This window comes from Streptomyces sp. NPDC127038 (assembly GCF_042725875.1).
Lineage (GTDB): Bacteria > Actinomycetota > Actinomycetes > Streptomycetales > Streptomycetaceae > Streptomyces.
This window is the reverse complement of sequence record NZ_JBHXDQ010000004.1, coordinates 1-16,724: the sequence shown is the minus strand read 5'-3', so window position 1 is coordinate 16,724 and position 16,724 is coordinate 1. Positions and strand designations below refer to the sequence as shown.

General features: G+C 72.4%; 19 protein-coding genes. 10 read left to right on the top strand and 9 right to left on the bottom strand.

Annotated elements, in window-relative coordinates; genetic code table 11:
• Window positions 1-61 precede the first annotated feature (61 nt).
• Window positions 62-634, bottom strand: a complete 573-nt coding sequence (locus tag ACFWI4_RS04150) for a rhodanese-like domain-containing protein (protein WP_387190781.1) — start codon at window positions 632-634, stop codon at window positions 62-64.
• A gap of 81 nt (window positions 635-715) precedes the next feature.
• On the opposite strand from ACFWI4_RS04150, the gene ACFWI4_RS04145 reads away from it, so the two are divergent.
• A complete protein-coding gene (locus tag ACFWI4_RS04145; protein WP_387191179.1) occupies window positions 716-1,003 on the top strand; it encodes a metal-sensitive transcriptional regulator in 288 nt (95 codons plus the stop codon).
• Window positions 1,004-1,006: 3 nt separating this feature from the next.
• Here ACFWI4_RS04145 and ACFWI4_RS04140 read toward each other — a convergent pair whose 3' ends face one another.
• Both ACFWI4_RS04140 and ACFWI4_RS04135 read right to left on the bottom strand, forming a co-directional pair.
• A complete protein-coding gene (locus ACFWI4_RS04140) occupies window positions 1,007-1,753 on the bottom strand; it encodes a sulfite exporter TauE/SafE family protein (protein ID WP_387190779.1) in 747 nt (248 codons plus the stop codon).
• Window positions 1,750-3,150 (bottom strand): rhodanese-like domain-containing protein, encoded by a 1,401-nt coding sequence (locus ACFWI4_RS04135; RefSeq protein WP_387190776.1) that lies wholly within the window; start codon window positions 3,148-3,150, stop codon window positions 1,750-1,752. The genes ACFWI4_RS04140 and ACFWI4_RS04135 overlap by 4 nt, the downstream gene beginning before the upstream one ends.
• A 223-nt stretch (window positions 3,151-3,373) precedes the next feature.
• Here ACFWI4_RS04135 and ACFWI4_RS04130 point away from each other — a divergent pair, with 223 nt between their 5' ends.
• From ACFWI4_RS04130 to ACFWI4_RS04110, 5 genes are all read left to right on the top strand, one after another.
• Window positions 3,374-4,459 (top strand): S-(hydroxymethyl)mycothiol dehydrogenase, encoded by a 1,086-nt coding sequence (locus ACFWI4_RS04130; RefSeq protein WP_387190774.1) that lies wholly within the window; start codon window positions 3,374-3,376, stop codon window positions 4,457-4,459.
• Window positions 4,459-5,088, top strand: a complete 630-nt coding sequence (locus tag ACFWI4_RS04125) for an MBL fold metallo-hydrolase (RefSeq protein ID WP_387190772.1) — start codon at window positions 4,459-4,461, stop codon at window positions 5,086-5,088. The genes ACFWI4_RS04130 and ACFWI4_RS04125 overlap by 1 nt, the downstream gene beginning before the upstream one ends.
• 158 nt (window positions 5,089-5,246) lie before the next feature.
• On the top strand, window positions 5,247-6,173 hold the full coding sequence (locus ACFWI4_RS04120) for an SDR family oxidoreductase (RefSeq protein ID WP_387190769.1): 927 nt from the start codon (window positions 5,247-5,249) through the stop codon (window positions 6,171-6,173).
• A 61-nt stretch (window positions 6,174-6,234) separates the two neighbouring features.
• A complete protein-coding gene (locus ACFWI4_RS04115; protein WP_387190767.1) occupies window positions 6,235-7,035 on the top strand; it encodes an SDR family NAD(P)-dependent oxidoreductase in 801 nt (266 codons plus the stop codon).
• Between the two features lie 57 nt (window positions 7,036-7,092).
• A complete protein-coding gene (locus tag ACFWI4_RS04110; protein ID WP_387190765.1) occupies window positions 7,093-7,446 on the top strand; it encodes a VOC family protein in 354 nt (117 codons plus the stop codon).
• Window positions 7,447-7,467: 21 nt separating this feature from the next.
• Here ACFWI4_RS04110 and ACFWI4_RS04105 read toward each other — a convergent pair whose 3' ends face one another.
• Window positions 7,468-8,871 carry a pyridoxal phosphate-dependent decarboxylase family protein gene (locus tag ACFWI4_RS04105; RefSeq protein ID WP_387190763.1) on the bottom strand — a complete coding sequence of 468 codons (1,404 nt, stop codon included), beginning with the start codon at window positions 8,869-8,871 and terminating at the stop codon, window positions 7,468-7,470.
• Window positions 8,872-9,020: 149 nt separating this feature from the next.
• On the opposite strand from ACFWI4_RS04105, the gene ACFWI4_RS04100 reads away from it, so the two are divergent.
• Window positions 9,021-9,716 (top strand): L,D-transpeptidase family protein, encoded by a 696-nt coding sequence (locus tag ACFWI4_RS04100; RefSeq protein ID WP_387190761.1) that lies wholly within the window; start codon window positions 9,021-9,023, stop codon window positions 9,714-9,716.
• 75 nt (window positions 9,717-9,791) lie between these two features.
• Window positions 9,792-9,983 carry a hypothetical protein gene (locus ACFWI4_RS04095; RefSeq protein WP_365488181.1) on the top strand — a complete coding sequence of 64 codons (192 nt, stop codon included), beginning with the start codon at window positions 9,792-9,794 and terminating at the stop codon, window positions 9,981-9,983.
• 183 nt (window positions 9,984-10,166) lie between these two features.
• On the opposite strand, the gene ACFWI4_RS04090 is transcribed toward ACFWI4_RS04095, so the two are convergent.
• Entirely contained in the window at window positions 10,167-11,555 is a 1,389-nt protein-coding gene (locus ACFWI4_RS04090; RefSeq protein ID WP_387190759.1) for a S1 family peptidase, read from the bottom strand.
• 184 nt (window positions 11,556-11,739) lie between these two features.
• Window positions 11,740-13,092, bottom strand: a complete 1,353-nt coding sequence (locus ACFWI4_RS04085) for an NAD(P)/FAD-dependent oxidoreductase (protein ID WP_387190756.1) — start codon at window positions 13,090-13,092, stop codon at window positions 11,740-11,742.
• A 258-nt stretch (window positions 13,093-13,350) separates the two neighbouring features.
• On the opposite strand from ACFWI4_RS04085, the gene ACFWI4_RS04080 reads away from it, so the two are divergent.
• Together ACFWI4_RS04080 and ACFWI4_RS04075 are read left to right on the top strand one after the other, a co-directional pair.
• Window positions 13,351-13,995, top strand: coding sequence for an HAD family acid phosphatase (locus tag ACFWI4_RS04080; protein ID WP_387190754.1), 645 nt, complete (start codon window positions 13,351-13,353; stop codon window positions 13,993-13,995).
• A gap of 64 nt (window positions 13,996-14,059) precedes the next feature.
• Window positions 14,060-14,443: a PPOX class F420-dependent oxidoreductase gene (locus ACFWI4_RS04075; RefSeq protein ID WP_387190751.1), complete on the top strand. Its 384-nt coding sequence runs from the start codon at window positions 14,060-14,062 to the stop codon at window positions 14,441-14,443.
• 9 nt (window positions 14,444-14,452) lie between these two features.
• On the opposite strand, the gene ACFWI4_RS04070 is transcribed toward ACFWI4_RS04075, so the two are convergent.
• The 3 genes from ACFWI4_RS04070 to ACFWI4_RS04060 form a co-directional block, all read right to left on the bottom strand.
• On the bottom strand, window positions 14,453-14,896 hold the full coding sequence (locus tag ACFWI4_RS04070) for a Zn-ribbon domain-containing OB-fold protein (RefSeq protein WP_385407749.1): 444 nt from the start codon (window positions 14,894-14,896) through the stop codon (window positions 14,453-14,455).
• Window positions 14,897-15,058: 162 nt separating this feature from the next.
• On the bottom strand, window positions 15,059-15,727 hold the full coding sequence (locus tag ACFWI4_RS04065) for a TetR family transcriptional regulator (RefSeq protein ID WP_387191177.1): 669 nt from the start codon (window positions 15,725-15,727) through the stop codon (window positions 15,059-15,061).
• 488 nt (window positions 15,728-16,215) lie between these two features.
• Complete coding sequence (locus ACFWI4_RS04060) at window positions 16,216-16,575, bottom strand: luciferase family protein (protein WP_387190747.1); 360 nt, start codon at window positions 16,573-16,575, stop codon at window positions 16,216-16,218.
• Window positions 16,576-16,724: the final 149 nt, after the last annotated feature.

Sequence of the window (16,724 nt, the reverse complement as noted above, 5' to 3'; positions counted from 1 at the left end):
GCGTTCAGGCTACGTCGGTGACGCGCCCGGACCCGCCCCTACCGCCGCGACGGTACGGGGCTCAGGCGACGCGTTCCTCCAGGGCCGCCAGGGTGGCGTCGAGGTCGGCCGCGCGGGGCCGGTTGTGCGGGAGCCTGCCGAGCAGCGCGGCCATGCCGCAGGTGTCGGTGAGCGCGGAGAACACCAGCCCGCCCGCGACCCCGGCGGACAGCAACCGCCAGGCGGGGTGCAGGCGTCCGAGGCCGAGTCCGGCGAGGACGAGGCTGCCGGCGGTGAGGCGCACCTGGCGTTCCATGGCCCAGCCGGACCGGGTGCCGGCGGCCGGGCGGTGCAGTTCGAGTCCGCGCTCCGCCCAGGCACCGGTGCCGCCGGTGAGCGTGGCGGCCCGCACCCCGTGCTCGGCCAGCAGGGCGCAGCCGTTCGCGGAGCGGGCGCCGGAGCGGCAGACCAGGAGCAGGTCGGCACGGGAGTCCGCGAGGACGGGCAGCGCGCGGCGGAGCCGGTCCAGCGGAATGTTCAGGGCGCCGGGCAGATGGCCGGAGGCGTACTCGCCGGGGGTGCGGACGTCGATGACGGTCAGCTCGCCGAGGCGGCCGTGGGCCTGGTCGGCGTCGAGGGAGAGGGGGGTGTTCATGCGGAGTGTCATCCTTGCTCTTCTGGGGTGCCCCGCGAGGCGGAGTACGATACCCCTAGGGGTATGGACGGAGGAGTGTTCGTGGAACTGGAACTCGCGGGTGCCGAGCTGAAGTCCGTGCTGAACCGGCTGCGCCGGGCGCAGGGGCAGATCTCCGGAGTGATCCGGATGATCGAGGAGGGACGTGACTGCGAGGAGGTGGTCACCCAGCTCGCCGCCGCCTCCCGCGCCCTGGACCGGGCCGGTTTCGCGATCATCGCCACCGGGCTCCAGCAGTGTCTGACCGATGTCGAGAACGGCGCGAAGAACGGTGAGACCAGCGAGCAGATGCGGGCCCGGCTGGAGAAGCTCTTCCTGTCGCTGGCCTGATCCTCACAGCACGACGTCCAGGAGCATCAGCGCCGCCACGGCCAGCAGCGCCCAGGCGAAGATCCGCTGAAGCGTGCCGCCCGAGACCCGGGCGGCCAGCCGCTTGCCGTCCCAGGCGCCGAGGACGGCGGCCCCGGCGAACGGCGCCACCACCGCCCAGTCCAGGCTCTGCGCCGTTCCCGCGCGGGCCAGCAGCGCGGCGAGCGAGTTCGCCGTGATCACCAGCAGGCTGGTGCCGACCGCGGCCCGCATCCGCAGACCGACGACGTTCACCAGGGCCGGTACGGCGAGGAAGCCGCCGCCCACGCCCAGCACGCCGGTCACCGCGCCGAGACCCGCGCCCGTTCCGGTGATCCGGCCGGTCCCGGCGGGGGAGGTCCTCGCCCCTGAGCGCGCCGGACGGAGCATCCGGACCGCCGCGAGGCCCGCGATCAGCGAGAACGCGCCGGTCAGCACGGCGGGAGGCAGCGCTCCCGACACCGCGCCGCCCAGGGCCGCCGGGAGGAGCCCGGCCGCCGCGAACAGCGCACCGGCGCGCCAGCGGACCGCGCCCTGCCGGGCGTGCCCGGTCAGCGCGGTCGCCGAGGTGAGGGTGACGATGACCAGACTCGCGGTGGTGGCCGCCGCGGGCGTGAATCCGAGCAGATAGATCAGGGCGGGCACGGTCAGGACGCTGCCGCCGCCGCCCAGCGCCCCGAGCGCGAGCCCGGTCACGGCCCCGGCGGCCAGGGCGAGAACCAGAACGCTCACGCCGTGGCGTCCTGGGAGACGGGAACCGTCGCCGGGGGCTGTGCCATGGGCAGGCCGGAGGCGGTCGCGGCGGCGAAGGAGTCGTCGACGGCCACGACGTCCCGGCCCGCCGCGTCCAGCAGCGAGGCGGCTATCGCCGCGCGCATGCCCCCGGCGCAGTGCACCCAGACGGTCCCGGAGGGTATCTCCCCGAGCCGGTCGCGCACCTGGTGGAGAGGAATGTGGAGCGAACCCGCGACATGGCCCCCGGCCCGCTCGGAGTCGCGCCGGACGTCCAGGACCACGGTACGGCCAGGGGAGTCGTACGCCTCGGCCAGCTCGGCGAAGGAGGCCCGGCGGAAGGCGCGCGGCCGTTCCCCCTCGCGCAGCCAGCCCGCGGGCGAGCCGATCGCGGCGGCGGCCGGACGGTCCACGCCGACCTGCGCCAACGCGCGCTGTGCCCGGGTGAGTTGTTCGGGGGACTCGGCGAGCAGGGTGACGGGCCTGCCCCAGGGGAGCAGCCAGGCCAGATGGACGGCGAACTGTCCCTCCGCCTCGAAGTTCACGGCCCCGGCGACATGGCCCGCCGCGAAGGCGAGCCGGCTGCGCAGGTCCACGACCCACTCACCGGCCGCCAGCCGTGCGGCGATCTCCGTGGCGTCCGCGAGCGCGGGCGGGGTCAGATCGACGGGCGCCGGGCCCTCGGCGTTGGCGGGGCCCATGTGGGCGTAGTACGCGGGGACGTCGTCGAGTCCGGCGAGCAGGTCCGCGACGAACGTGTCGACGTCCTTGACCAGGGCGTCGTTGCCGGTGCGCTCGCGCCCGATCGTGGTCGCGTCGCCCTCGGCGGTCCCGGCGGAGCAGAAGCTGCCGAAGCCGTGGGTGGGCAGGACGGCGGTGTCGTCGGGCAGTTCCGCGGCGAGCCGGTGCGCCGAGGCGTGCTGCGCCCGGGCCAGCTCCCCGGTCAGCCGCGGCTCCACCAGATCGGGCCGGCCCACTGTGCCGATGAGCAGTGAGCCGCCGGTGAAGGCCGCGACGGCCCGTCCGTCCTCCTGGAGGGCGTACGAGGTGTGGTGCGGGGTGTGTCCCGGCGTGGCCAGCGCCCGCAGCGTCAGCCCGGCGTCCACCTCCACGGTGTCCCCGTCGGCGACGGGCACCCGGTCGAACGCGACCCGGGCGCCGGCCGGGACCAGATAGGCGGCCCCGGTGAGGCGGGCCAGCTCCAGGCCGCCGCTCACGTAGTCGTTGTGCAGGTGCGTCTCGACGACGTAGGCGATCCGCACGCCCCGCCGGGCCGCCGCCGTGATCACCCGCTCGGCGTCCCTGGGCGGATCGACGGCGACGGCGGTACGGGGGCCTCCGGCCAGATAGCTCCGGTTGCCCAGGCCCGCCACCTCGATGGTGTCGACGAAGAACACGGCTGCACTCCTCTCCCGCGGGAAGCCCGGAGGCTTCCCGGCACGGTCGTTGATTACCCCCGGGGGTATATCCACCGTAGCAGAGGTACCCCCGGGGGTATCTGAGAGGAACGTCGGGGCCGTGATCGGGACCAGGACCGTCGCGGGCCGGATGGCCTTCTACCGGCCGGTCACACCGTAGGGTCGGTCGACGGAAGGTCCACCTAGGGAAGGGCTTACTCACATGCCGCAGGAAGTACGGGGCGTGATCGCGCCGGGCAAGAACGAGCCGGTGCGCGTCGAGACCATCGTCGTGCCCGATCCGGGGCCCGGCGAGACCGTGGTGAAGATCCAGGCCTGCGGGGTCTGCCACACGGACCTGCACTACAAGCAGGGCGGCATCAACGACGACTTCCCGTTCCTGCTCGGCCACGAGGCGGCCGGAATCGTGGAGTCGGTCGGCGCCGGAGTCACGGACGTGGTCCCCGGCGACTTCGTGATCCTCAACTGGCGCGCGGTGTGCGGACAGTGCCGCGCGTGTCTGCGCGGACGCCCCTGGTACTGCTTCGACACCCACAACGCGAAGCAGAAGATGACGTTGAAGGACGGCACCGAACTCTCACCCGCCCTCGGCATCGGTGCCTTCGCCGAGAAGACGCTGGTCGCGGCCGGACAGTGCACCAAGGTCGACCCGGCCGTCTCCCCGGCCGTCGCCGGACTGCTCGGCTGCGGAGTGATGGCCGGCATCGGCGCCGCCATCAACACGGGCAACGTCGGCCGGGGCGACACCGTCGCCGTCATCGGCTGCGGCGGAGTCGGCGACGCGGCCATCGCGGGCTCCCGCCTCGCCGGCGCGGCGAAGATCATCGCCGTCGACATCGACGACCGCAAGCTCACGACCGCCGAGAAGCTCGGCGCGACGCACACCGTCAACTCCCGGACCACCGACCCCGTCGAGGCGATCCGCGAACTCACCGGCGGCTTCGGCGCCGACGTCGTCATCGAGGCGGTGGGCTGCCCCGAGACGTACCGGCAGGCCTTCTACGCCCGCGACCTCGCCGGCACGGTCGTCCTCGTCGGCGTGCCCACCCCCGACATGAAGCTCGAACTCCCGCTGATCGACGTCTTCGGCCGCGGCGGCGCGCTCAAGTCCTCCTGGTACGGGGACTGCCTGCCCTCCCGCGACTTCCCCATGCTGATCGACCTCCACCTCCAAGGGCGCCTGGACCTGGGCGCGTTCGTGAGCGAGACGATCGCCCTGGACGACATCGAGGCGGCCTTCGAGCGGATGCACCAGGGCGACGTACTGCGCTCGGTGGTGGAGTTCTGATGGCCGCGCGCGTCGAACACCTCGTCACCTCGGGCACGTTCGAGCTCGACGGCGGCACCTGGGAGGTCGACAACAACGTGTGGATCGTGGGCGACGACCACGAGGTCGTCGTGATCGACGCCGCACACGACGCCGACGCCATCGCCGAGGCGGTGGGCGACCGCCGGCTGCGCGGGATCGTCTGCACCCACGCCCACAACGACCACATCGACGCCGCTCCCGCGCTGGCGGACCGGACCGGAGCCACCATCTGGCTCCACCCCGACGACCTGCCGCTGTGGAAGCTCACCCACCCGGACCGGATGCCCGACGCCTGGCTCCAGGACGGTCAGGTGATCGAGGCCGCCGGAACCGATCTGACCGTGCTGCACACCCCGGGCCACGCCCCGGGCGCGGTCTGCCTCTACGACCCGGGCCTCGGCACCCTCTTCTCCGGCGACACCCTCTTCCAGGGCGGCCCCGGGGCGACCGGCCGGTCCTACTCCCACTTCCCGACGATCATCGAATCCATCCGCGACCGGCTGCTCACCCTCCCGGCCGACACGGTCGTCCGTACCGGACACGGCGCGACGACCACGATCGGAGCGGAGGCACCCCACCTGGAGGCCTGGATCGAACGCGGCCACTGACCCGCCGCCGCCACCACCTCGCCGCCGCGACGGGCGCGCCCCGCCGACACGGCGAGAACACCGCACGGATACCTGACAGAAGATGTCCGGCTTCCAGGAGAGGCTCGTAGCCACACACGGGTGAGCACCCGTGGAGGCCACGCTCACGGAGGTCGGACATGTCAGGGCCGTCGGAAGGCACGCTGCGGGACACCGTCGCGCTGGTCGCGGGCGCGACCCGCGGCGCGGGCCGCGGGATCGCTGTGGAACTCGGCGCGGCCGGTGCCACCGTCTACGTCACCGGCCGCACCACCCGGGAACGGCGCTCGGAGTACGACCGCCCGGAGACCATCGAGGACACCGCCGACCTGGTCACCGCGGCGGGCGGACGGGGCGTCGCCGTCCCCACCGACCACCTCGTCCCGGCCGAGGTGGAGTCCCTCGTCGCCCGGATCGCCGACGAACAGGGCCGCCTCGACGTCCTGGTCAACGACATCTGGGGCGCCGAGAACCTCTTCGAGTGGGACACACCCCTGTGGGAGCACGACCTCGACAACGGCCGCCGTATGCTCCGGCTCGCCGTCGAGACCCACGCGATCACCAGCCACCACGCGCTGCCCCTGCTGCTGCGCCGACCGGGCGGCCTGGTCGTCGAGATGACCGACGGCACCGCGGACTACAACCGTGACACCTACCGCGTCTCCTTCTTCTACGACCTCGCCAAGTCCTCCGTGCTGCGCATGGCGTTCGCCCTCGGACACGAACTGGGCCCGCGCGGAGCCACCGCCGTGGCCCTCACCCCCGGCTGGATGCGCTCGGAGATCATGCTCGACGCCTTCGGCGTGACCGAGGAGAACTGGCACGACGCCGAGGAGCGCGAGCCGCACTTCGCCATCTCCGAGACACCGTTCTACGTGGGCCGCGCGGTCGCCGCGCTGGCCGCCGACCCCGGACGCGCACGCTGGAACGGACAGTCCCTCTCCAGCGGGCAGCTCGCCCGGGTCTACGGATTCACCGACCGGGACGGCAGCCGCCCGGACGCCTGGCGCTATCTGGTCGAGGTACAGGACAAGGGGAAGCCCGCGGACACCACGGGATACCGCTGACGAGCGGCCCGTGCGGACCGGCCCCTGTCGCCGCGCCGATCATGGAGGTAACTTCCCAGCCATGACAGCGACGAGGCGCTTCGAGGGGTACGGGGTCCTGATCACCGGCGCGGCCCGCGGCATCGGGGCGGCGACCGCCCGCCGCCTGGCCGCGGAGGGCGCGCGGGTCCTCGTCACCGACGTGGACCCGGCCGCGGCCGAACGGACCGCCGCCGCGCTGCGCGAACTCGGCCCGCGGGCCGAGGCGTTCGGCTGCGACGTGGGGCGAAGGGACGAGGTCGAGGCCGCCGTCGCGCACGCGGTGGAGACCTTCGGCTCGCTCGACGTCCTGGTCAACAACGCCTACCGGTGCACCCCCGACACCCCGCTCTTCGAGGACGGGAGCGACGAGGACTGGGCCGCCGACCTCGACATCACCCTGACCGGCGCCTACCGCTGCGCCCGCGCCGCGCTCCCGCACCTGGCCGCCTCCGGCCGCGGGGCCGTCGTCACCATCGGCTCCGTCAACGGCATCCAGGACTTCGGCAACCACGCGTACAGCGCGGCCAAGGCGGGGCTGATGTCGCTCACCCGCACCCTGGCCGGCCACGCCGCCGGCCGGGGTGTCCGCGTCAACCTGGTGGCGCCGGGAACGGTCCGCACCACGGCCTGGGACGGACGCGACGACGCCCTCACCGCCGCGGCCCGGCTCTATCCGCTCGGCCGGGTCGGGGAACCCGAGGACATCGCGGCCGCTGTCGCCTTCCTCGCCTCCCGCGACGCGTCCTGGATCACGGGGACGACCCTGCGCGTCGACGGCGGTCTGCTGGCCGTCAACAACGGCTTCCGGGAGGCGGTCGGGGGCGGCGGCGACATGGACTGAGGCGGGCGACAGGTGTGGTGCCGGTGCGCGGGGTGCCCCGCCTGACAGGATGGCCCCATGGAACGTGTGCTTGGAATCGGCGGCTACTTCCTCAAGGCCGCGGACCCCGCCGCGCTGAGCGCGTGGTACCGCGACAGTCTCGGCCTGGACCTCGACGACAACGGTCTGTGGCAGCCCGAGGCCGGGCCGACGGTGTTCGCCGCCTTCGAGTCCGGGACCGGCTACTTCGGCTCCCCGGCACAGCGGACCATGCTCAACTTCCGGGTCCGCGACCTGGACGCGATGCTCGCGCAGCTGCGCGCCCGGGGCGCGGACGTGGCGGCGGAGACCCAGGAGATGGACGGGGTCGGCCGGTTCGGCTGGGTCACCGACCCGGAGGGCAACCGGATCGAGCTGTGGCAGCCCGCCTGACGCCGGGACCGGGACCCGCCGTCACAGGCGCGGCTCCGCGGCGCTGTGGCGTTCGACGGCCGCGAACACCCGGTCCGTGTCCGCCTCGGTCGTCCGCCAGTTGCTGAACGCGGCACGCAGCCCGTGGGTCCCGTCGTAGCACGTCGGTGTCACGAAGGCCTCGCCCGAGGCGGCGACGGCGTCCGCCAGCGCGCGCACCCGGCGCTCCGTCGGATCCTCGGCGAGGGTGAAGCACACGACGTTCAGCCGCACCGGTGCGAGCAGGCGCAGCGCGGGGGCACGGGCGATCCGCTCGCCCAGCCGCCGGGCCAGGGCCACGTTCCGCTCGACGATCTCGCGATGCCCCTCGCGCCCGTAGGCCGCGAGCGAGAACCAGGCCGGGAGCGCCCGAAGCCGGCGCGAGTTCTCCGGGGTCAGGTGCAGGAAGTCGGGGTCGCCGCCGGGCGGTCCGAGATAGGGCGAGTCGTTGTGGAAGACCCGCACCTGGAGGTCCCGGCGGCGGGTGAACTGGACGGCCGCGTCGTAGGGGACGTTGAGCCACTTGTGCAGGTCGACACAGACGGAGTCGGCCTCGTCCAGCCCGGCCACCAGCGACGAGAATTCGGGTGACAGCGCGGCGAACGCGCCGAACGCCGCGTCGACGTGCAGCCAGAAGTCATGGCGCTCCCGGAGCGCGGCGACGGCCCGCAGATCGTCGAAGTCGACGGTGTTCACGGTCCCGGCGTTCGCCACGACGACGGCCGGACGCCCGCCCAGCGCGGTGAGCGCGGCGTCGAGGCGCTCGACGTCCACGGCCTCGCGGTTGCCGGGCAGCACCGGCACCCGACGCAGACTGCCGCGGCCCAGACCGAGCACGGACAGGGCCTTGGCGACGCTCGAATGCGGGCTGGCCGACAGCACGTCCACCGGGCCGAGCGCGGCGGCCCCCTCGTCCGCGACCGTGACCCCCAGACGTTCGCCGAGCCACTCCCGCGCGATGGCCAGCCCGACCGTGTTCGACACCGTCGCGCCGCTCACGAACGCCCCGTGGTGCTCCTCGCCGAGCCCGAACAACTCGCGCAGCCAGCCCAGCGTCTCGTGCTCCAGCGCGCTCGCGGAGGATCCGGCGGCGCCCGAGACGTTCTGGTCGTAGGCGCCGGTCAGCCAGTCCCCGGTGAGCGAGGCGGGTGTCGCGCCGCCGGTGACGAATCCTAGGTAGCGCGGGCCCGCGGAGCCGGAGAACCCCGGCGCCCAGCGCCCGGCGAATCGGGCCAGGGCGCCCTCGGCGCCCGCGCCGGCGGCCGGCAGCGGATCGGGGGCGGGCGCCTTGCCGGGCCAGGCGCCCGGACGGTCGTCGAGTCCGGCCACCTCCCGGACGGCGAAGTCCCGTGCGGCCTGGAGCAGTTCGGGGAGACGGTCGAGGTCGTCGGAGAGCGCGGGGTGCATGACGGCAGCCTAGAAGGAACGCCCGGAACGGAGTCCGCGCGGCGCGGAATGTCACTGTTTCGCCGCTGTCCGGCTTGCCGTACAACGCAATACCCTCAAGGACGGTCTAACAGGCAGACAAGCCGATGAACACAACAGGAAGGTCCGCCATGGGGGACATACGCGGAAGAGGAGCTGTCGCGCTCGGACTCGCCGGACTGGTGGCACCGCTCACCATCGCCCTGGGTGCGACGCCCGCGCAGGCCGCGAGCTGCACGACGGCCGCCGGCCCGTACCAGAAGCAGGTCGAGAAGTTCCTCGGGCGGCCCGTCGACGGCCGGCAGTCCACCGCCGACTGCAAGGCGATCCAGGCCTTCCAGAACAAGCACGGCATCACCCCGAACATCGGGTACGCGGGTCCCGTCACCTGGGGCGTGATGGACCTCATGAACAAGCAGAAGGCCGTGGGGAACAACCCCAACCGGGACGGCAGGTGCCCGGTGAACAAGGGCCGCATCGCCTGCGTGAACCTCACGCTCCAGCTCAGCTGGATCCAGGACGGCAGCCACCTCGTCTACGGCCCGGTCCCGGTCCGCACCGGCAGGAACGGCTACGAGACCCGCACCGGCCTGAAGAAGATCTACTGGCGTGACATCGACCACGTGTCGACGCTCTACAACGTGTCCATGCCGTACAGCCAGTTCTTCGACGGCGGGCAGGCCTTCCACTCCGTGGGCCTCAGCATGTGGAACCCGCCGGGCTCGCACGGCTGCGTCAACATGACCCCGGCCACGGCCAAGAAGTACTGGTCGCTGCTCAGGAACGGCGACGACGTCTACGTATACGGACGCAAGCCCGGCACCTGAGCGAGTGACGAGCTTCACGGTCCGTTATGTCGTACGGTGCGCCTTTACTCACACCGTCTTCACGTCAAGAGCCGTATGCTTCACGGCATGTGCACCACTCTTGACAACGACACTCAGCGATCCGCTGCCGAAGTCAACGAGGAGATCCGGGCTCTGTGGTTCCGGGCAGGTGGCTCGCTGAACATGGACGAGCGGCGCGAATACCAGCGCCTCGTCCTGGAGTGGGCGAAGGCAGCCCCGTCGTCCTCGGCGACCCGCGCCGCCTGACCCTCCACGTCCGGCAGGGCTCCCCGCTCCGGGGAAGCGCCCGCCTCGGACCTTCGGCACCGGCATCCCGGCGCCCCCCGGAGCCGGCCTCGGTTCGACCGAGGCCGGCTCCGGAACCGACACCGCACCACCCGGCCCCGGCTCCGTGAACCCGCCCGGCCGGCCCCGGCTCCCTGAACCCGCTCAGCCCCAGCTCTGTGAATACTGCCGCCGGTAGGCGTTGCGGTCCTGCTCGGTGCGGATGAACCGGGTCGCCACGAACGCGATGATGCTTCCCCCGATGACGAGCAGACCGGGCCCGACATTGTTCGGGTCCGTGAGCTCGGAGAGGAACGTCTGGGCCACGCCCTCCCCGCCCACCGTCTCCACCGCGCCCGGAGCCGCCGCACCCGGCGCTCCTCCCTGCGAGGCCATGGCCGACGCCGAGGTGGCGGGGGTCTGCTGGGCGGCGCCGCCCGCCGAGCCCTGCGCAGGCTGACCCGCGAGCGTCACTCCCAGCGCCGTCAGCGCCTTGGTCACGGGCTGGAAGAACGTCGTACCACCGCTCTTGCAGTCACCGTTGCCGCCCGAGGTCACCCCCAGCGCGATGCCCTCGGAGAACAACGGGCCGCCGCTGTCGCCCGGTTCGGCGCACACCGTGGTCTGCACGAGCCCGGTGACCGTTCCCTCCGGGTAGTTGACCGTCGCGTTGAGCGCCGTCACCTGGCCGTCGTGCAGCCCGCTCGTGCTGCCGCTGCGGAACACCCGCTGCCCCACGGTCGGATCGGCGACACCGGTGATCCGTACGCCGTTGCCGCCGCCGATGGCGACGACGTTGGTCCCGGCCCCGACCTGCTGCGGGTTGTCGTACTGGATCAGCGAGAAGTCGTTGCCGGGGAACGCCGTGGTGACCGTGCGGCCCACCTGCTGGCGGCCCGTGTTGTCGGAGAACCAGACCGATCCCGCGGGGCCGCAGTGCCCGGCCGTCAGGATGAACTGGCCTTGTCCGTTGGTCACGTTGAACCCGGCCGAACAGCGCCCGCCGGTCGAGAAGATCGCCTGCGCCCCGTTCACCCGCGTGGTGAACGTGCCCTGCGTCCGCTCCATCCGCACCGAGTCGCCGATGCCGTGGGCCAGCTTCGTCATGCGCTTCCAGTCGGTGGCGGAGACCGTGCTGTCGGCCTCCACCACCACCTCGTTCTTCTTGTAGTCCACCGCCCACGCCGTCCCGGGAACCCGGGGGGCCGAACCGAGCTCGTGGGCGGCGGACTTGAGGTCCTCCATGCTGTGGGTCACGACCTTCGGGCGGGCCCCGGCCCGCTTCACGGCGTCCGCCGCGTCCGCGTCGGTCACCGCGACGACCGGACGGCCGTCGGCGGCTATCCAGTTGCCGGCCGTCCGCGCGGCACCCAGCCGGGACACGAGACCGGCCCCCGTGTCCGCCGCCTGCTGAGCCGAACTCGCTGTGGTACGCGCGGCGTCGGACGGTTCGCTCGCCATGGCGCGCGTCACCATGAACCCCCCGCAGAGCAGCCCGCCGACGGCCGCGAGACGCGCCCCCCGTCGGACGATCCGTCGTCGTGCGTGCCTCATGCATGGGCTCCCGAAGCCGTACGGGGCGGCTTCCACGCCGCCGAAGGCCCCGGTCGAGGGCCCTCCCCTCATACGTGTGCTCCGGCCCGCGCGTTCACCGCCCCGCCGAGCTCTCGCGGAGTGGCCGGATCACGTCGGAAACGCGTGCGGCGAACCCGCCCGAAAGGGGTCCGGCGGACAGGCCCTAGGTGAGGGCGCGGGTCCTGGCGGCCACCTCGTCCCGCGTCAGATACACGTCCGTACGCTCGAAGTCCCGCAGGGTTCCCTTGCGGTCCGCGAGGAAGCCGGTGCGGACGAAGTCGTCGCCCGCGACGGCGTTCAGCAGCCAGTTGGCCCCCGTACGGAACCGGGCGGCGCCCGTGCGCAGCGCGTACAGGTGGTATCCGCGGGCCACGAGCTGCGCGGGCACGCCCTTGAGGCCGATGCCGAGCGGCTTGGACACCGCGTCGTGGCCGCCGAGGTCGACGACCAGACCGAGGTCCTTGTGCCGGTACGGAAGGGTGGGCTCCCCGCGCAGCTTCGCCGTCAGGACCTTCGCCGCGTGCCGGCCCTGCCGGGCCGCGTGCTGGGCGGTCGGCGGGCAGGGCGAGCCGTCGCCCTTGGCCAGGTCGGGCACCGCGGCCGCGTCGCCCAGCGCGAACACCCCGTCGAGCCCCGGCACCCTGAAGTCGGGCTCGGTGACGAGCCGTCCGCGTACGGTCTCCGCGCCCAGAGAGTCGACGAGCGGGCTCGCCGCGACACCCGCGGTCCACACCAGCGTCCGCGACGGCAGCACCCGACCGTCGGTGAGGGTGATCTCGTCCTTGGTGACGGAGGCGACGGACGTGCCCAGGGAGATCTGGACCCCGCGGTCGCTGAGCGTCCGCAACGCGTCGGCGCCCAGCTTGTCCCCGAGCTCGGGCAGCAGTTTCGGGGCCACGTCGATCAGGTGCCACTTGATCAGGCGGGGGTCGATCCGCGGGTGGTAGCGCCGGGCCGCCGCCGAGGTCAGGCGCTGGAGGCAGGCCGCCGTCTCGGTGCCCGCGTAGCCGCCGCCGACCACCACGAACTGGAGCCGCGAGACCTGTTCGTCGTGGTCCGGCGTGGCCGCCGCCAGGTCGAGTTGGGCGATCACGTGGTCACGCAGGTACGCGGCCTGGGCGAGCGTCTTCATACCGCGCGCCTCCTCCGCCAGACCGGGGATGTCGAAGGTACGGGTCACGCTCCCCGGAGTCAGCACCAGATAGTCGTAGCGCAGATCGACGAGGTCTCCGGTGATCTTGCGGACGACGCACACCTTGGCCTGCGGGTCGACACCGATCACACCGCCCGGCACCAGCGCGGTGCGGTTCAGGATCCGGCGCAGCGAGGGCGCCACGGACTGGGGCGTGACCACGCCCGCCGCGACGTGCGGCAGCAGGGGCAGATAGAGCTGGTAGTCGGTGGGGCTGATCAGGGTGACCCTGGCCTCGCCCGGGGTGAGGGTCCGCTCCAGGCTTCTGGCGGCCTCGACCCCGGCGAATCCGGCGCCGACGATGACGATGTTCGGTCCTTGCATCAGAGCAGCCTCTCTCCGCTGGTGCCAGCCGCGAGCCCAGGCTCACACGGGTCGCGGTGGTGTGCCACTGCACCGCGCGTACCCCGAAGCCGCGCGACCACTATCTCTACCGATCGGTAACTACCTCTTCCCCCTCCGTACACACGCTGCCAGGATCATTTCTGCCGCGGCGACGGTGCCGGACACCGTCGCCGTCGTGATGTGTGGGCTCGACCAACTCATGCGATCCGACGGACAGATGTGAAAAGGGGACAGGGCATGACGGGACACGGTGTGGTGCGGCGGATAGGTGCGGTATCGGCGGTCGTGGCACTCGGGATCGGGGGGACGGTCACCGCGGCCGGTTCCGCCGCCGCGGCCCCGGCCCCGGCGGTCGCCTCCGCCTCCGCGACGGCCGCGGCCGCCGGCGTCGACTACGCCACCTGGCAGAACGACGTCCAGGCCGTCATCGACCAGGCGGTGCCGTACGTGGAGCAGCGCACCGCGAACGCCGGCGGCCAGAAGCTCGCGGTCGTCTTCGACATCGACAACACCACGCTGGAGACCGACTTCCACCCCTGGTACGAGCTGCCGACCCCGGCGGTCAAGGCCTCGCTGGCACTCGCCCGCTACGCGCACTCCCGGGGCGTCGCCGTCTTCTTCGTGACCGCCCGTCCGGGCATCATCGCCAGTGAGACCAAGTGGAACCTGAAGACGGTCGGCTATCCGGTGGACGGGCTCTACGTACGTGACCTGCCGGACCTCTTCGACGAGGTGAGCGCGTACAAGACCGGCAAGCGCGCGGAGATCGAGTCCCGCGGCTACACGATCATCGCGAACGTCGGCAACAACACCACCGACCTGACCGGCGGCCACGCGGAGCGCACCTTCAAGCTGCCGGACTACGACGGCCAGCTGTCCTGACCCGGACGGACCGGACGGACCGGGCGCGTCGGGGGCGGTTGACCGGCGCGCCTACACTTCGGCCATGGACGAGGCCACGCTGGACACGCTGGGATCGGGCAAGTACCTGCTGATCACCAGTTATCGCAAGAACGGTACGGGGGTCGCCACCCCCGTGTGGGTGGTGCGGGACGGCGCGGCGCTGGGCGCCTGGACCGTGGCGGACAGCTGGAAGGTCAAGCGGATCCGCAACCGTGCCGACGTCCTGGTCGGTCCCTGCGACGTGCGCGGCAGGCCGACGGGGGATCCGGTCCCGGCCACGGCGGAGATCGTCGACGCGGCGGAGACGGCCCGCTACCGGAAGCTCCTCGCCCGCAAGTACGGGGTGATGGGCCGTCTCACCCTGCTCGGCAGCCGTGTGCGCCGCGGGGAGAACGGCACGGTCGGCATCCGCATCACCCTGAGCTAGCGGCGCCGCTCAGCCCCAGCCGCCGCCGTACGGGCCGTCGACGAGCTGGAACACCGGCTGCCTGCGCACCGGGTCCTGGGCCGTCGAGAGCTGGACCCGGTCGCCGCTGTGGATGGCGGCGGGCGAACCCATGACCCGGCCCCGGACCGTGAAGCCCTCCGCCATCTCGATGAGGGAGACGTTGCGGGCCGCCGGGGTGTTGCGGTGGATGACCGTGGAGTGGCGTACGACGCCCGTCCCCGCGCTGGCCTCCGTGCGCAGGTCGCTGCCCGCGCACACGGGACACAGAAGGCGGTTGTACATGGCGGTGGCGCACCAGTGGCACCGCTGGAAGAGCAGGACGTCCCCGGCGCGTTCCGCCGAAGCGGTGTCGAGGCGTTCCGCGGAACCCCTGTCGAGCACGTCCGCCGAGGCGTCAAGGCCCGGGTGGAGGGCGATTCCTGGGTGGTACACGATGTCATCTCCCTGCGCTCGGCCGGAATCTGATGTGCGCGGAGTGCCGTGCACGACCACAGGTTATGGCACTGAGTGTCACCCGTAAAGGCACTCCGTACCCTCAAATCAAGAAGCGTGCCGGTGCCCGGCCCGCGCTCGGTCCCGCACCCCGTCCCGTGCTCAGTCCCGAGCGAACGCCGACTCGATCTCCTGGACCACCCGCCACATGGGCGCTCCGCGCCGTGAGACGACGACCACGACGTCCTCGCCCTCCCCGCGCGCCGGCTCGGCGGGCAGGGAGCCGAAGGTCTCCTGCACGTATCCGAGTGCCCGGTCGACGGCCGCCTCCGCGTCCCCCGTCCCGTCCGAACGCAGCCAGGAGCGCAGGGCGTTGTTGTGCGCGGCGACCACGGCCGCGGCCACGACGTCGGCGCGCAACGTGTCCCCGCGGGCGCCGGTGGAGCGGCCGCGCAGATAGTCGGCGAGGGCGCGTTCGTAGCGCCAGACGACCGACAGTTCGTAGGCGCGCAGACCGGGCACCTTCTTGGTGAGGCGGTAGCGCTGGACGGAGAACGTGGGGTTCTCCGCGTACATGCGCAGCACGAGCCGGGCGGCGTCGCACACGCGCTGCACCGGGTCCTGGGCGTCGGCCTCCTCGGCCAGGAAGGCCGTCATGTCGGCCAGGCAGCGCTCGTGGTCGGGGAAGACCACGTCCTCCTTGGACGGGAAGTAGCGGAAGAACGAACGCCGGCCCACCCCGGCGAGCGCCACGATGTCGTCGACGGTGGTCTCCTCGTAGCCGCGCTCCAGGAACAGCTGGAAGGCGGCTCCCACCAGGGCGTCCCGCATCGGCGGTTTGACGGTGGTCGCGTCGGCGGGTTCCCGGCGCCCCGGTGCCTCGTTCATGGTCGGAAACTAGCATCGAAGCCGAGATGGTGGCACTCGGTGCACATCTGGCAGGGAACTGAGTTCCCTGCCCGTCTTTCGTCGGGCACACCCCGTCCGCGCCCGGAGGCGGGCCGCCCGGGGCGCCGGCCCGCACCTCGGAGCGCCGCGTTCCCCTGTGGCTGGTATGTGCACCCTCATGAACTGCCGTTGCAGGGAGCCAAGTTGACAGTCCATCAGTGGTGATCGACGATGTGGCCGGGGCCGTCCTCGGGGCCGGTGTGCCGTCACCGTCGCCGCCCGCCGCGGGCGCGTGACGCACTCCGCCCCCGGCGCACCGCTGTCATCACCCCCCGGATGACACGGTGAGAAGAGCCTCGGCACTCGTTCCCGCACGGGTGCCGAGGCTCGATGTGTTCCCGACGGCGTCCGCGGGCGGCCGCCCGGCGCGGTCAGCGGTCGTTGCAGGTCGGGGAGAAGATGTCGTCGCCCGCCATGTGTCCGTTGCGGTGGGCCTGAAGGGCGACGCTCACCAGTGTCAGCAGAAGGTCGATGTCCGAGTCGACTTCGAGATGGAGCGTGACCCAGCGGGAGCCGGGGACCATGCGGACGGCCGTCGACGTCCTCAGGTGGTCCTCGAAGCGCCGGATGGCCCGGTCGGTGAGGTGCAGGTCGACGTCGTGATCGGAGTGGAAGTGGACGATCTCGCACTGCGCCGCGCACAGTGCGCGTCCCGTGCCGCAGCTCGGCGGGGACTCCGCGAGGTCCGGCCAGCTGGCCAGTCGCGTCATGGCTCTGGAGGCCAAGGTCATGCGCCCATCATGACGAGCACGCTTGCCGGCCACCAGAACTTGGCGGAGACGTAATCCGTCCGCCGCCTGGGAATGTCAGGTTTTCGGCTGGTAATCGAGGGTGCCGCGCCTTCCCGCGGTACGACGCGGTGCGGCCCCGGACCCGACGG